The sequence below is a fragment of the Allofrancisella heilbronnii genome (genome assembly GCF_000710735.2).
Classification (GTDB): domain Bacteria; phylum Pseudomonadota; class Gammaproteobacteria; order Francisellales; family Francisellaceae; genus Francisella; species Francisella frigidaquae.
Genome location: NZ_CP144673.1, coordinates 1,152,135 through 1,168,469, shown reverse-complemented (window position 1 = coordinate 1,168,469; position 16,335 = coordinate 1,152,135). Strand labels below are relative to the sequence as shown.

The following is a 16,335-nucleotide window of genomic DNA, read 5'->3' as shown; positions in this document are numbered from 1 at the left end:
TAGAGCACTTTTAGTAATGATTTTTACAACACTCAAGTCTTGGTATCAAAAGAAGTATTTAAATAATGAGCCTTTTATTTTTATTGGTTTAATGCTGTTTTTTTACTTAGTTTTAACTTTTTTAGGAAACTATATAGCACCAATACTAGCTGCCTTAGTTATAGCCTATTTATTAGATACTTTTGTTAATATCCTTCACAAAGCAACTCGGATAAATAGGCAATTTTTAGTTTATTTTGTATTTATTATCTTCTTAATAGTTTTATTATCGGTAATATTTGTACTATTACCTATTATGATTAATCAGTTGATTGATTTTATAAAACAAGGTTCGCATACATTATCTAGCTTAAAAAATAGCTTAGAAGAGTTATCTCTAAAATACCCAAGCTTACTTACTGAAGATAGGATAAATAATATAGTAAGCTGGTTTGATACAATTGATTGGCAAAAACTCAGCTCTAATTTTGGTTCATTTATACTCCAACGTACAGCAGCAACTCTACCAGTACTATTTTCAGCGTTAATTTATTTATTCTTGGTACCTTTGATGATTTTTTATTTCTTAAAAGATAAAGAAAAAATAATTAATTGGTTTAAAGGGTTTTTACCACAAGAAAATGGTGCGTTATATTATGTCTGGAATGATTTAAAGCCAAAATTGGCTGATTATGTTCGAGGTAAAGTTATTGAGTTTATTATAGTATCTATTACTACATATATAGGATTTGCTTATTTTGACCTTAACTATGCAGTACTATTAGCTTTTGGTGTGGGTATTTCTGTTATCATTCCATACGTTGGAATGGTTTTGGTTACTATTCCGGTGGTAATGGTTGCAATGTTTCAGTATGGTTTTAGCATGACGTTTGTATGGATGTTAACCGTATATTTTACAATACAAGCTTTAGATGGTAATTTGCTAGTGCCGTTGTTATTCTCAGAGGTTTTAAACATGCACCCTGTGGGAGTGGTTTCTGCTATATTAATATTTGGTGGAATGTGGGGATTATGGGGCATTTTCTTTGCGATACCTTTAGGATTATTATTTATGTCTGGTGTTAATATGTTTAGAAATCATGTTAAAGGTAAACGAGAAGCATCTAATTTAAATTTATGTTAGTTAGGCAAAAACAAATTAATAAGCAAGTCTATGACTATTTAATATCTAATAAATACGATTCATTTATAGCTAAACTCATTGCTACAAGAGTACAAAATATAGACAGCTTAGATTTAATAATAAACGGAACAATTAAAGATTTATCTTCACCATTTTTGTTTAAAGATATCCAAAAAGCTGTAGACAGGCTTTACCTTGCCTTGCAAGAAGGAGAGGTTATTGGCTTAGAAACAGACCATGATTGTGATGGGCAAACATCTCAAGCGATACTTTATGAAGCTTTAACTGAAATTTTTAATCATCCTAAAGAAAAAACCAGATCATATATTGGTCACAGAATGAAAGAAGGCTATGGTTTATCAGAATCTGTAATGAATAGGATTCTGACAGATAGTGTCCGACCAAGTTTGATTATAACAGCAGATAATGGCTCAACAGATGAAGCTAGAATTTCTATTCTTAAGCAAAATGACATTGATACTATAGTCACAGATCATCATGGTATTCCACCAGAAGGGCCACCTAAAAGCGCTGTAGCAGTATTAAACCCTACTCAAGATGGTTGCCAGTATCCAGATAAATCTATAGCTGGATGTATGGTAGCATGGCTTTTTATGGCTGCATTACGCCGTAAATTTATTCAAAATAACAAAGCTATTTCTGGTGAATATAGTTTAAGTGACTTACTAGATTTAGTAGCTATAGGTACAGTAGCAGATTGTGTTAGTATGGCTAATAGTCATAATAATCGTATAGTAACTAAATTAGGCATTAGTCAGCTTAAAAAGGGTACTAGAAACTGCTGGGAGTTTTTTGATAGAGATAAAATTTCAAGTGAGTATATAGGCTTTAGTATAGCTCCTATATTAAATAGTGATGGAAGGCTAGCTGATGCTCTAGGCTCAGTAAATTTTCTATTAGAAAATGACGCAGAGAGAATAACGGATCTTTTCCAGAACCTTAAAGAGCAAAATAACCAACGCAAGGAAATCCAAAAGCAGCTTTCAGATGAAGCCATACAGCAAGCACAAGAGCTTAATTGCACTAAAAATTCTTTATGTATTTTTCTCAAAAATGGTCATACAGGTATACATGGTATATCAGCAAGTAAACTTAAAGAAAAGTTTGGTAAGCCTATCATTATATTTTCACAAACTCAGATAGATCCTAACCTAATATCAGGATCAGCTAGAAGCGTAGATGATATAGATATTAAACAAATATTAGATATGATAGCAAACACGAATCCCACCTTGATGTTAAAGTATGGAGGCCATAAAGGTGCTGCAGGTTTAACTATCAGAAAACAAGACTTTGACAGCTTTTATGAGGTTTTCGAGGAATATATAAATAAAGTAGTTAAAGAGTTTGGCCTAAGTTTAAAGCCTTATGTGGAATATGATTTTGAGCTTGAGGAGAGCTATTTTAGCTTGGAAACTTTAGATAAAATAGACTTTTTAGAACCTTTTGGCAGAGAGTTTGAGAAACCAATTTTTTACAACAAGTTTATAGTTGAAAATTTCCGGCTAGTTGGCAAGGATCAAAATCATGCACAAATGGTTTTACGTTATAATGATGTTCAGTCACTTAAAGCAATCTGGTTTAATGCTTTAGATAGTGAAATCGTCGATAAGATTAGTGTTGGAGATACTGTTACAGCCTGTTATCAACTACAAAAAGAAGAATTTCTTGGGCAAGTATCTTTGTCATTAAATATTAAAACTGTGCAGTTATGAAAAACCATAAATTTATAGAAGAACATTTACATAAGTATGTAGGTGATATAGAGATAGAGCACTTTGAGAGTATAAATTCTACGAATGACTTTATACTAAATAAAAATTTTACTCATAAATACCACCTATGCTATGCGGATGCACAGATAAAAGGAAAAGGTCAAAGAGGGGGTGATTGGGTTTCTAAAAATAAAGATAATATCTACGCAACCCTAGGATTTTCGTGTGATTTTAGCATAAATCAAAATACTTTAAGTAGTATTAAAGTAGCTATAGGAGTGCTGAAAGCTATTAGAAATTATATACCAATACAATTAAGAGAAAGCCTAAAGATAAAACTACCTAATGACATTTATTATAAGGATCAAAAATTAGCAGGAATATTGATCGAGACAAAAAACATCAAAAAGTCTAGCTTTGATATAGTCATTGGAATAGGGATAAATGTTAATATGTTTGAATTAGATGAAAAGATTGATCGTTTATGGACATCATTAGCTGTCATTAATGGACAAACTATAGATAGCACTAGCTTGTTAGTATCTATGATTATTGAAATTATAGAGTCTTTTAGAAAAAACATAGATGAAACTTTAGAAACTTTTGCAAAGTATGATTATGTATTGAATAAGCAAATAACTTTTAACTATGGCGGTCAAATCTATAAAGCGACAGCAAAAGGTATATCAAATGATCTTAAGCTTACTTTAGAGTTAGAGAATATGAATAAGCTTGAAATAGATATAGCAAGTATAAGTAAAATTAGAGTAGTAGAAAATGAGTATAACTAACATTAGAAAGAGAGCAGAATATTTAGAAAAAACCCGAGAATATTTTAAAGACATAAACGTTTTAGAGGTAGACACTCCATTAGCTTATAACTATGGTGTTACAGACCCATTTATAGATGTATTTTCAATTGATACTGTATTAGGTAAAAGATATCTACAAAGCTCTCCTGAGTACGCGATGAAAAGACTTCTGGCTGCTGGTAGTGGCAGTATATATCAAATATGTAAAGCATTTCGTGATGAACCGGCTTGTGGTAGTTTACATAACTTTGAATTTACCATGATAGAGTGGTATAGGGCAGGAGTAGATTACCTTCAGCTTATGAAGGAAATGGAATCCTTGTTTTTAAAACTTAAGCCTAGTCTTAAATTTCGTTATTTAAGTTACCAACAAGCATTCGAGAAGTATTATGGTTTTAACCCACATTCAGTAAATCTAGAACAATTACTAGACTACGTAGATAAGTATGTTGGTAAAATTCAAGGTTTAGATAATCCAAGTGTAGCAGACTGTTTAGATATATTATTTAGTTACAATATTGAAAAAAACCTTAATGAAGCAGGTACCGTGTATTTTATCTTTAATTATACTGTTGAACAGTCAGCTTTGGCTAAAAAAGTTATAGATGATAATGATCAGCTAGTAGCTGCAAGGTTTGAGGTTTTTTATAATGGTATAGAGCTTGCTAATGGTTACTATGAGCTTATTGATAAACAAGAGCAGTTAAAGCGTTTTCAAGCAGATTTAGAAACTCGTAATCAACAGGGTAAGGCAATTCTAGATATAGATAAAAACCTACTTGATTGTCTTAATAAAATTCCTCAATGCTCTGGAGTTGCACTAGGTTTTGATAGGCTACTTATGAGTTTTGAAAATATCAAAAATATAAAAGATTTATCTATCTTTTAGAAAAATATTGAGAGACCATATCATTTATAGAATCACTATTAATAAGGGTTTGGTGGCTTTGGTTTTCTTGATTATTATTAGTTTCAGTTGGTACTGAACTTTCTTCTGTAGTGTCTGTGATATTAGGATTATCTATAATTACGTTGCTCATATTTGCATCAGCAGGTGGGTGGGCTGATATTTGTTTACTACTAGTAGCAGTAGCTGTTGCTGAATTATCTTCTGAACTACTTTCTTTAGAAGTAGTATCGGCGTCATAATTTATAGGCGTGTAAATTATAGAAGTTTTAGAGTCTTTAGTATTAAAAGTTATAGCATCATAAACGCTTGCTTTAATAAGTTTAACAACTAAAACTATTAACGTTACAGTTATTATTATTATTGCGAGCCTATTAATGTAGTCAAAAAGTTTTAATTTCCCATACTTAGACTTTTTATAGTATAAAATGTCAATTTTATTTAGTATAGATATGATTTTTTTCTCAGGAATCTCCAAGTATTCACAGTATCTTCGAACTTGATTTTTTAGTAAAGTACTAGAATTTTGTAATAGGGTGCCATTATCAGAACTTTCTATAGTCTGAATAGCCTCTACCGAGAGATTTGTAGCATCTGCAATAGTTTTTTGTTCTAAGTTTTTAGATTCTCTAGTACTTTTTAGAAAATTTTGGAAATTATGCATAGTTGTGCAATCTTATTTTGTTTGGATAAAAGTATATAAGAAAAAGAGAGAAATTAAAATGAAGATATAGACGATACTATTTAGAATTTTTCTTGTTTTCCAACATTTTTTCTAAGAAATGAATATTTGTTCCACCTTTAACAAAAGCTTCATTGCTTAGTATCTCTTGATGTAAAGGGATATTGGTTTTAATACCATTAATAACCATTTCTTCAAGAGCTGCACGCATTTTTTGTAGAGCAGTTTCTCTATCATGTGCACGTACAATAACTTTTGCTATCATAGAGTCATAATTTGGTGGTACAGCATATCCTGAGTAAATATGAGAATCTACGCGTACCCTTGGACCACCTGGTGGGTGATAAACATTTATCATTCCTGGTGAAGGGATCATCCTTTCAGGGTCTTCTGCATTAATTCTACACTCTATAGCATGCCCAACAATAGTGATATCTTCTTGTTTCCAGCTTAAACCTTGACCATTAGCAACTTTTATTTGCTCTTTGATAAGGTCCGTAGATGTGATAGATTCTGTAACCGGATGTTCAACTTGGATTCTAGTATTCATTTCGATGAAATAGAATTCTTCGTTTTCATATAAGAACTCAAATGTTCCAGCGCCACGATATTTAAGTATTTTACAAGCTTTTACACATTGCTCACCAATTTGTTTTCTTTGTTTGTCAGTAAGTCCAATTGCAGGAGCTTCTTCAATAACTTTCTGGTGTCTTCTTTGTGTTGAACAGTCTCTTTCAAATAAGTGTATAGCGTTACCTTGACCATCTCCGAAAACTTGTATCTCGATATGACGAGGGTTTTCTAAGAATTTTTCCATATAAACCATATCGTTATTAAAAGCGATTCTTGCTTCACTCTTAGTTAAAGAAATAGCACTTATTAAATCTTCTTTTTTTCTAACGATACTCATGCCACGACCGCCACCACCACCAGCAGCTTTAATAATCACTGGGTAGCCAATTTTTTCAGCAATTTCTAGGTTTTTTTTGTCATCGCTACCTAGAGGTCCCCCTGAACCAGGTACACAAGGCACCCCTGCTTTTTTCATGTATTTGATAGCTTCAACCTTATCACCCATAATTTCTATACTTTCTGGGCGAGGGCCTATAAAAATGAAACCGCTTTCTTCAACAGCTTTAGCAAATTTAGCGTTCTCTGATAAAAATCCGTAACCAGGGTGTATGGCGTCTGCATTAGTAATTTCAGCGGCTGTGATTATACTTTGAATATTCAAATAACTAAGATTAGGTGCTGGCGGTCCAATACATACGGCCTCATCAGCTAGCTTAACATGCATAAGGTTAGCATCAGCAGTAGAGTAAACAGCTACAGTTTTAATTCCTAATTCTCTACAAGCTCTTAGAATCCTAAGCGCTATCTCACCTCTATTGGCGATTAGTACTTTTTTAATCATTTCATATTACCTCTTAAGAGTTTAGACCGACTTTCTCTATTTTCTATTAATAAAATGTTTCAATCAAATTACTCAATTATAAATAGGGGTTGATCGTATTGAACTGGATCGCCATCTTTAGCAAGGATTTTAATTATTTTTCCAGATTTTTCAGCTTCAATTTTATTCATTATTTTCATCGCTTCGATAATACATAAAACATCACCTTTTTTAACTTCTTGACCTTCTTTAACATATGCAGCTGCATCTGGAGAAGGTGAGCTATAGAAAGTCCCGACCATAGGAGATTTAATTTCTTCACCATTTAATACTTCTTCACTAGCAGATATAGTAGCTGCTGTGTGAGTAGAAGACACTGAAGTTAAGCTAGCTGCTGAGGTTGATGATGCAACAGGAGTTATACTACTTGCAACAGGTGCAGAAACTACACTTGTGGTAGCTGTATTATTCTTGGTCATAAAAATACTAGATCCGCCATCTTTGATTTTTATTTCTTTAATGTCGCTAGAATTAAGAATTTCAGCTACTCTATCTATTGCTTTTAATAAATCCATCTTTTTCTCCTTTAGTATTTATATAATTTATAGCTTCTATTATAGCTAAGGTGTAGCCATTCGTACCAAGACCAAATATGCCTCCATAAGCAATGTCAGAGAGAAGTGACTTAGACCTAAACCCTTCCCTATTATATATATTAGACAAATGTATTTCAATAAAAGGCTTACCTGTAGCTAAAAAGGCATCCCTTATTGCTACACTAGTATGTGTATACGCAGCGGGGTTTATGATAATAAATTTAGCAGACGTTTGTTGTATTTTATCAACAATATTACCTTCATGATTGTTTTGAAAAAATTCTAAAGTTACTTTATGTTCTTTAGCTATATTAGAAAGCTCAAAATTTATATCTTCAAGTGTTTTATTGCCATATAAATCAGGCTCTCTAGTCCCCAATAGATTAAGATTTGGACCATTAATTACTAGTATATCCATTTAAATATTCCTATAACTTTTAATTGCATTAATACTAATGATTTTTTTATTTTTGGTACAGTAGCAAGTTAGTTTACCACCAAATACACATCCTGTATCTAGGGCTATTATATTTTTGTTACCAGTCACACCTTTAAGTGCAGCCCAGTGACCAAAAATTAAAATTTTGTCTGTGCTAAATTTTTTATGTTTAAATTTAAACCATGGTTCAAACCCATTTGGAATATTTTCGATAGTTGAACTAAATTTTAGGTCTAGTTCGCCATTTTTCTTTATAGCTCTCATCCTAGTAAAGTAGTTAAGTATACACAGCCATCTTTCTATTCCTTCTAGTTCTTTATTCCACTTTGCAATTTCTTCGTTAAAGAGATTAGCTAGTAGTAATTTTCTTGTAGTTTCATTTTTTAAGATAAATTCAACTTCATTAGCTCTCTTTAGAGCTTTTTTAGGTGACCATATATGTGGAATACCCGCATGTGTTATATAATAATTATCAAGCTTTATTAGAAATTTTTGATTACAAAGCCATTCTTGGATTTCTTTAAGATTAGAAGCGTTTAAAATTTCATCAAAAGTATGCTTGTTATTTGAGGATAAAAAATTATAGCTGATAGCTAAAAATAGTATTTCATGATTTCCTAGGATAAGCTGAGCTCTCTCTTTAAGTGACATAATAAAATTTATTGTTTCAAGTGATTTTGGACCTTTATTTATAATGTCACCAGCAAAAATAAGCTTATCGGTATTTTTATTAAACTTTATTTTTTCTAACAGCAATTGTAGCTCGTCATAGCAGCCTTGTACGTCTCCGATTACATAAGTAGCCATTATTACTCCTAGCTTAAGAAGTTTGCCAAATTAACAAAATCATTAACACTTAGGTTTTCTGCTCTAAGACTTGTATCAATAGGCAAGCAGTTAGAGTTAATGTTTCGTTGTTTTAAAATTTCCTTAAGATTATTATGCAGAGTTTTTCGACGTTGTGCAAAGCTTAGCTTTACAAGTTTTTCAAAAAAATCTTGATTTTTTAAGTATGGTTTATCAACTCTGGGCTTTAATCTAATTATTGCTGAATCAACTTTTGGTTTGGGATAGAAAACTTCTGGTGGAATTTTAAGGATACAACTACAGGTGAAATGATATTGTAAAATAACAGAAAGTCTTCCGTAAACTTTAGTGTTTGGCAGGGATATTATTCTATCAACCATTTCTTTCTGGAGCATAAAGTGAGCATCAACAACTTTGTCACCCAAGGTTATTACTTTAAATAATATTGGAGTAGAAATGTTATAAGGTAAATTGCCAATGAGCTTTATTTTGTTATTTGACGTAGTTAGTTTATCAGTATCAAATTTAAGAAAGTCTTCATTAAAAACTGTAGGTTCGCCATAAGCTTTACAGTTATCCAGTAGTGACTCTATGATTGTACCATCAAATTCAACTACATTAACATTATTCGACTTAGTAAGTAAATGACGGGTTAATGCTCCTAAACCTGGTCCTATTTCTAATACAGTATCATTTTTATTTAAGTTAGCTAGTTGAACTATCTTTTGGATTATATTTTCATCTTGTAAGAAATTTTGTCCCAAAGATTTTTTTGCTTTAGTTTTATATTGCATGTGACTAACCTATTTAATACAACTCTGGAGTTTGAAGATCACTTTCTAGGATTTCTATGTAAGCGTCATCTTTCATAGAAGTTAGCCAGGTTTTATATATTTGCTGAGCTTTTTCTGAAAAAATAGCTTCTAAAGCTTTTTGTTCTTTTAACTCTTCTGCAGCATTATATTTTTTTGTTTTTGTATATTTTATAATCATCCAAGTTTTTGAATCAGCTTGAAAAACATCGGAAAACTCATCTTCTTTGAGAGTCTGTAGTTTTGCAAAAGCAGCAGGTGGTAGAGAAGGGGGGCTATCTAAAGTTGACACCCAACCAAATTTACCATCTGCATGATCATAATCTTGGTTGAATTTTTCTGCTACTTTAGTGAAATCCTCACCGCTTGATAGAGCAACAAATGCTCTATCAAGAGAACTTTTTGCACCATTCTCAGTCATGCTTCCAACTGCTTTTATAACTATACCATAGACGTAGTATTTAGTGATTTCTTTACCTAATAAAGGAGCTTGAACATCTATTTTATCGATATAAACCATTTGTATAGTGTTATTTACTATAAAAGGCTTAGATACTTGATTTTGCTTAAGTTTTTTCACCCTTGTCTTATAAATACTCGGTATAGCATCAAATTTAAGAGGATGACTAACTATTCCTCCTATGCTTGCATTGGGAGCTTCTGAGAATTGTTCTACAACATCAGAAAAACTAATATCACCATTATTAATGGCCATCGCTAGTTTTTTTAACAAATCAAGTTTATCTTTTTTCGCTTTTTTTGATTCTGGTAAAGCTATGATTAGATTTTTAAGATTATAAGTTTTAATTGGAGACATTTGTCTATCAAATTCTTTTTTATGTTTCTTTATGTATTTTTGAATCTCTTCAGGAGAGACATATACTTGTTGAGCAATAGCTTGTTGTTGTAGTTGGCTAACCATTAGCTGCTCACGTATTTTGTCTTTATATTTACTAAACGACATACCAGATGCTTCTAGATTTAACTTTAGCGAATCTATGGACATATTATTCTTAGTGGCTACTTCTTGTATGGCAGAATTTAACTGCTGCTCTGATATTGTAATGTTATTTTGTTCAGCTAGTTGAATTAATACGCTTTGAGATATTAAATCTTGGAGCGCACGTCTTTTTATAGCCAGGTCATCTGGGTTGAATTGAGTTATCTGTGGATTGCTAGCTTGGAGTTTTTGAACCTCTTGGTTAAGTTCAAGTGAGGTTATGGGTTTATTGTTTACTATAGCAATAGTTTTGTTGACGAGGTTTTTTTTGTTAGAGTCCTGGGAAGAAGTTGTACTTGTTTCATTATTGTTACCAAAACTTGAGTTAAAAGAATTTTGAAACAAATTAGATGCTATATCTGCATAACCATTATAAAAAAAAATAGATAAAAAGCTTATGGAAATAAGAAGTTTTTTTATCATGATTTTGCACCTCCCCATTCACCTGGTTCATAGCCATTTATTTGACTTAAACGAGAAGCAATGTTGCTGCTACTACCAACGCTTCCTAGGCCTTTTAGCTCAAACTCAAGCATATAGGAGTTAACTAAATTTCCTAATTTTTGAGGATCATTTGGATCAGAGTTTGTATATGCACTTTTTTGCCATAGTGCTCTAACAGCCCAAGATTTATCGTTGTATTGCAGACCAACAAATGCATCTGCTAACTGGTTTTGCTGGAAATTGTAGTTCCACAACCCTGCTATTGCCCAGCTATCATTTAGATTGATTATGGTTGAAAGGGTTACAGTTTCTTGCGGTGTTGGTTTTACACCGTTGTTAATTTGGTCTTGAGTTAGAGAGTTCCAGTTGTTAGCAATGTTGTTGTATGAAACATTAAAGATATTCTCACCTTCATCTTTGTAAGAAAGTTGATACACTTGGTAATCCACATTTTGCTGTTGTATGCGGTAATTAATCTGAGCAGATAAGTAAATATTTTTCATTATCTGGTACTCAAATGATGACATAACAGGAGAGAATGTTTCTTTTGCAAATACATCTGTCATTTCTGGGTTATTACAAGTTGAATTACCTTGACAAAGCGTAACCATTCTATCAGCAAAGTACATCATCTGACCAATCTTAGCTGATGCTAAAGTAGAGCCGTCTTCTTGGTTGATCGTTGTTGACTCTAGAGCGTATGTAAGCTGATTGGCGTTGTTTATTCTGTCGTGCCCTGTAAATCTATTTACCTGAAACATCTGCATATATTGTTCGTTTTGCAAACTGGTGTCAAATAAAGGTATATCAGTTTGATTCTGATAGGGGATATAGGTATAGAATAATCTAGGTTGTAAGGTTTGTGTGTAAGCTTCTTCTTTTGTTGTGTATTCACGATCAAAGTATAATCCGGAATCAATGTTAAAAATGGGTAGGATACTTGTAACACTATTTTTACTAAATTTTATAGTATCTGTTGGTTTATTATTTAGCTGGTAATAACGTATAGGCACTTCTAAAGAAGGAGTTAAATATCCCCAAGTTTCTGAAAAATTACCAGTGATTTTAGGTGATTCATATCCTCTAAAAGCGTTTACGTTTGTTCCTATAGCAGGGCTTTGGCTAGGGTTTATTGGGTACGCTGCTTTATAGAAATAAGTATTTAATGTTTCGATACTTAGGCTTACAGAGTCAGGAGTATAACCATCAGCTGTGGCATTGAACTTTATTTCTGGTAGTTTAGCATAAGGTATGTTTGCAAGGTTCATCTCTGGATTAACTACACCATAGTATAATGCGGTTAATCCTGCGGTTATATTCTCATTGCTATAGTTTAGGTCAAATTCTCTATCTAAAAGGGTTTTTGTAACTAGGTTAATATTACCTACAGAGAAATCATCATAGTAATCTTTATCACTGACGTAGTCATACTTTAGTCTTGTAGTGATACCATTACCAAAATCACCACTATTTGAGAAAGTAAAAGCTCCTCTCATCGTATGAGTTTGGAAATCGTAAGGTACTATTGAGCCTTCAAATTGCCCCTGAAAAATATCAGTCATGTATCTGAAAGTACCATTTTCCATCAGACCACGTTTTAACCAAAAAACTGTCTCAAGCAATAAATCATAATTTGGTGCTAAGTTGAAATAATATGGTATTGCAACCCCATATCCAGAAAGTTGACTATTAACGAAGTTTGGAGTTAAGAAACCAGATTTTCTTTTGTTACTTATAGGATATGAAAAATAAGGGATGTACATAACTGGTATATCTTTAATTTTAAAGAAGCCATCTTTAACATAAGCCATTTCTTTACCAGTATCAATATTAATATTTTTTCCGGTTATCTTCCAAGCGTTATCAGTAGGATCACCAGAAGTCAGATAAGCATCTTCCATTATTAAGTTATCTTGGTCTTCTTTTTCAAAAGTTTTTGCATAACCTCTTAAGTGTCCACTAAAGTGTTCTTTATCATACATAAGCGTATTTGGTACTTCTCTAGCCATTCTAAAGTACGTTTCACCAGCACTATAAGTGCCATCGTTTGTGTTAGCAGCAAGCTCTTTTGTGCGGATAACTATACCAGTAGATGGTTGTCTAGCAATCACATCACCAGTCATTACGATTGATTGGATAGAGTTTTTATCAGTGTTAAAACTAACTATAGCATCATCACTATACATTTCTTGGTCACACTGTAATACTTCTACGTTTCCAGAAGCTATAAGTGTCCCATCTGTATCATACTCAGCATCTTCATAACTAAGTTCTGTTTTTTTAGATTCACATAAAGATTTGGTGAAAGCACTGTCATTATTATAGTAGCCACCAACAAAAGTTTTCGCTTGTGGGACCCATCCTAAGTCATCTGACAAGGCTTTTTGTTTTTCTTCTGGTTTTAATTTTTCATCAAAGACGTTCGCTGGCTGTTTAACTCGGTCACATTTCCATTCATTGTCTACAATTTTACAGCTCCAGTCCTCTTTTATAGGGTTTTCGTTCATAATTCTCGCAGCATGGCCAGACGCTGTAATAAATACAGTGCCAAAGCTAACCCACAGATATTTATGAATACCCTTTAACATATTGATTTTAGGAGCCTTTTTGTTGAGTTTTAAAAAATAACCATGATATTATATCTGTATTTGCTACATATTTCTATGTTAAATTTGGAAGGTATAGGAATAGTTTTATCTTGGATTTATAAAAAATGAATATAGAAGTTTATCTATCAAAAATATTCGCAAAAGCTTTTCAAAAGTTAAATTATGGGGAAAGTTTTGCCAAAGTTGTTGTCTCAACTCGTGAGGGAATAGGACATTTTCAATGCAATGGGGCTATGCCTTTAGCTAAATTTGCAAAAAAGCCACCATTTGTAATTGCTCAAGAGATCATTGAATGTATAGAACAAAAGGATATTTTTAGCAAAATTGAAATAGCAAAGCCAGGCTTTATAAATATCACGCTTTGTCCAAACTTTTTGTCTAAGGTTGTAAATGATTTTTTTAAAACAAATAGCTTTGGGGTAGAGAGTAATCCTAATCCCAAAAAAATAGTTCTAGACTTTGGTGGACCAAACGTTGCAAAACCTATGCACGTTGGGCATATAAGGTCAGCTTTATTAGGAGATGCTTTACAAAGGCTTTACCGTTTTTGTGGTGATGAAGTTATTTCTGATGTGCATTTGGGAGATTGGGGTACTCAAATGGGTATGCTTATAGAAGAAATAAAGTTACGCTCTCCGGAGCTAGTTTATTTTGATAAAGAATATACTAAAGAGTATCCTAAAAAATCACCTGTGACAGTTGCTGAGTTAGCACAAATATATCCACAAGCCTCAAAAAGATGTAAGTCTGACATGAGTGAAATGGAAAAAGCAAGGCAAGCTACTTTTGAACTACAGCAAGGTAGAAGAGGTTATGTCGCCTTATGGAAACATTTTGTAAGGATTTCTATAGAGGCTGTTAAGAAGGATTTTCAAGAGCTTGATATAAATTTTGATCTCTGGTTGGGTGAGAGTGATGCTAATAAGTATGTGGGTGAAATGGTAGAGTACCTAAAATCTAAAGATTTTATGTATGAAGACGAAGGTGCTTGGGTGATAGACACAGGCAAACAAGATACGCCGCCACTTATTATTGTAAAAAGTGATGGTGGTATTATGTATGGTACTACAGATTTGGCAACATTATGGCAGCGTAATAAAGATTTTGACCCTGATAAGGTAGTTTATGTTGTAGATAAAAGACAGTCTCTGCACTTTAAACAAGTATTTAGCGTAGCTCAAAAGACTAATATAGTTAACACTAAGTGTCAGCTAGAGCACATTGCTTTTGGTACAGTAAATGGAAAAGATGGCAAACCTTTTAAAACCAGAGAAGGTGGCGTAATGCATTTATCTGACTTAATATCACAAGCCAAAATATGTGCTAGGCAAAGGATGCCGGAAGAAAATGATGAAGAGGTTATAAATCAAGTAGCTATGGCAACAATTAAGTTTGGTGATTTAGTGAATAATTATTCAAACGATTATATATTTGATTTAGAAAAGTTCGCACAATACGAAGGTAAAACTGGACCTTATCTTTTATACACAGCTGTTAGAGCAAAATCGATAATTAGAAAAGTATTTGGTGATGAGTATAATTTACAAGATTTGGTTAAAGACTATAATGTTTCTGCTGCTACTAATGAATATGAGGAGAAGCTTCAGCTTCAACTTATACAGTTTCCAATGGCTATAACTAGAGCTTATGATACTTCCCAACCTCACATTATTTGTGAGTTTGCATATTCTTTGGCAAATATTTTTAATAAATTTTATGCTAATTGTCCTATTACTAATATCACGGATCAGGAAATACAAGATGCAAGACTAGCACTTTGTGTAGCTATGGTTAAAGCGATGAGTATAGCATTAGGTGTGCTAGGTATATCGATACCAGAAAGGATGTAGTTTATGGAACTGTTGAAAACTAAAATTATACAGCACTAATTGTGTTAAAAATATTCTCAAAATGCTCATTTACTACATGTAAACTGCGCTTTTTCAAATATTTTTGCCTTATTATTATTTGCCTAATTTCAGCTTTCAACAGTCCCTTTATTTACTTTTTATCTCAGCTAAGATCCGATGATAATTTGTATAACGTAGCCTATTTATATTACCATTTTTTAGATGCTTAACTATTTCACATCCTTTTGAGTTTTCTTCATGAGAGCAATTTCTAAATTGACACATACCTTTGTATTTTTTGAAATCCAAAAAGCCATCAAAAAGTTCTTCCTGGGAGATATTCCATAGACCAAACTCTCGAATACCGGGAGAATCGATAATAGCGGTGGTTTCATTTATTTCATATAGCGTGGAACAGGTGGTAGTGTGGCGCCCTTTTTTTGTTGAGTCAGATACTTGACTTGTAATTGTAACTTGTTCACCCAGAATAGTATTTAAAGTTTCAGATTTACCAACTCCTGATTGACCTAAAAATATAGAAGTTTTACCATTCAGTGTATGTAGTAGATTTTTCATGCCAATATTATCTTTTGCTGATATATATAAGATTTTATAGCCAATTAAGCTATAAATTTCAGTTAATTGTTGTATAAGTTGTTTGTCTGATTCGCTTTGGTTATCAATCTTATTTATAACTATAACAGGTGTAATCTCACTACTATGTATAGCTGCTAGGTATCTATCTATATAGTGTTCAACAGGGGCTGGAGAGTGAGAAATAATTATAATAGCTTGATCTATATTTGCAGCTATATTTTTATTTTTACGTTGATAGGAGTTAGGGCGAGATATAAGGTTTCTTCTTTCTAGAAGATCAATTATTATGTAAGTTGTATCTAAATAATCAACGATTACATTATCTCCAACCGTTAATTCTCCTTTCAAGTGGCTTCTTAATAGACAGGAAACCTTTTGATTATCTTCTAATTTAACAATAAGATTGCCACCAAAGTTGGTTATAATTTTTCCTTGCTGTTTCAAAAAATATTATTCAAAGTATTAATCTAAGGTTTTTTAATTATAAACTTCTTTTACTAAATTTGCTTCGCAAAAATAAGTTATTTG

The 16,335-nt window shown here is 32.4% G+C and carries 13 protein-coding genes and 1 pseudogene; 5 read left to right on the top strand and 9 right to left on the bottom strand.

Annotation, left to right across the window (positions count from 1 at the left end; translation table 11 throughout):
- Positions 1–16 precede the first annotated feature (16 nt).
- The 4 genes from FRA_RS05405 to epmA are packed head-to-tail and all read left to right on the top strand — an operon-like array spanning position 17 to position 4,560.
- Positions 17–1,123, top strand: coding sequence for an AI-2E family transporter (locus FRA_RS05405; protein WP_035719657.1), 1,107 nt, complete (start codon positions 17–19; stop codon positions 1,121–1,123).
- Positions 1,117–2,859 (top strand): single-stranded-DNA-specific exonuclease RecJ, encoded by a 1,743-nt coding sequence (recJ, locus tag FRA_RS05400; RefSeq protein ID WP_035719655.1) that lies wholly within the window; start codon positions 1,117–1,119, stop codon positions 2,857–2,859. Before FRA_RS05405 ends, recJ begins: the two co-directional genes overlap by 7 nt.
- Positions 2,856–3,650 (top strand): biotin--[acetyl-CoA-carboxylase] ligase, encoded by a 795-nt coding sequence (locus FRA_RS05395; protein WP_035719652.1) that lies wholly within the window; start codon positions 2,856–2,858, stop codon positions 3,648–3,650. The genes recJ and FRA_RS05395 overlap by 4 nt, the downstream gene beginning before the upstream one ends.
- A complete protein-coding gene (gene epmA / locus FRA_RS05390) occupies positions 3,637–4,560 on the top strand; it encodes an EF-P lysine aminoacylase EpmA (RefSeq protein ID WP_035719650.1) in 924 nt (307 codons plus the stop codon). The genes FRA_RS05395 and epmA overlap by 14 nt, the downstream gene beginning before the upstream one ends.
- 127 nt (positions 4,561–4,687) lie before the next feature.
- Here the strand turns inward: epmA and FRA_RS05385 are convergent.
- The 8 genes and pseudogenes from FRA_RS05385 to FRA_RS05350 all read right to left on the bottom strand — a co-directional run.
- Positions 4,688–5,242, bottom strand: a pseudogene (locus FRA_RS05385) (helix-turn-helix domain-containing protein); the annotation flags it as partial.
- Between the two features lie 76 nt (positions 5,243–5,318).
- The gene (gene accC, locus FRA_RS05380) at positions 5,319–6,674 is read right to left on the bottom strand and encodes an acetyl-CoA carboxylase biotin carboxylase subunit (protein ID WP_035719649.1); all 1,356 of its coding nucleotides are present in this window, start codon (positions 6,672–6,674) and stop codon (positions 5,319–5,321) included.
- Positions 6,675–6,742: 68 nt separating this feature from the next.
- Positions 6,743–7,228: an acetyl-CoA carboxylase biotin carboxyl carrier protein gene (accB, locus tag FRA_RS05375; RefSeq protein WP_035719647.1), complete on the bottom strand. Its 486-nt coding sequence runs from the start codon at positions 7,226–7,228 to the stop codon at positions 6,743–6,745.
- Complete coding sequence (gene aroQ, locus FRA_RS05370) at positions 7,203–7,667, bottom strand: type II 3-dehydroquinate dehydratase (RefSeq protein WP_035719645.1); 465 nt, start codon at positions 7,665–7,667, stop codon at positions 7,203–7,205. Before aroQ ends, accB begins: the two co-directional genes overlap by 26 nt.
- Positions 7,668–8,495: a symmetrical bis(5'-nucleosyl)-tetraphosphatase gene (locus FRA_RS05365; protein WP_035719644.1), complete on the bottom strand. Its 828-nt coding sequence runs from the start codon at positions 8,493–8,495 to the stop codon at positions 7,668–7,670.
- 8 nt (positions 8,496–8,503) lie between these two features.
- Entirely contained in the window at positions 8,504–9,289 is a 786-nt protein-coding gene (gene rsmA, locus FRA_RS05360; protein WP_035719643.1) for a 16S rRNA (adenine(1518)-N(6)/adenine(1519)-N(6))-dimethyltransferase RsmA, read from the bottom strand.
- A gap of 13 nt (positions 9,290–9,302) precedes the next feature.
- Positions 9,303–10,727, bottom strand: coding sequence for a SurA N-terminal domain-containing protein (locus FRA_RS05355; protein WP_035719725.1), 1,425 nt, complete (start codon positions 10,725–10,727; stop codon positions 9,303–9,305).
- Positions 10,727–13,339, bottom strand: coding sequence for an LPS-assembly protein LptD (locus FRA_RS05350; RefSeq protein ID WP_035719642.1), 2,613 nt, complete (start codon positions 13,337–13,339; stop codon positions 10,727–10,729). Before FRA_RS05350 ends, FRA_RS05355 begins: the two co-directional genes overlap by 1 nt.
- A 125-nt stretch (positions 13,340–13,464) precedes the next feature.
- Here FRA_RS05350 and argS point away from each other — a divergent pair, with 125 nt between their 5' ends.
- Positions 13,465–15,210, top strand: a complete 1,746-nt coding sequence (argS, locus tag FRA_RS05345; protein WP_035719641.1) for an arginine--tRNA ligase — start codon at positions 13,465–13,467, stop codon at positions 15,208–15,210.
- Between the two features lie 147 nt (positions 15,211–15,357).
- Here argS and rsgA read toward each other — a convergent pair whose 3' ends face one another.
- A complete protein-coding gene (gene rsgA, locus FRA_RS05340) occupies positions 15,358–16,251 on the bottom strand; it encodes a ribosome small subunit-dependent GTPase A (RefSeq protein ID WP_035719640.1) in 894 nt (297 codons plus the stop codon).
- Positions 16,252–16,335 lie beyond the last annotated feature (84 nt).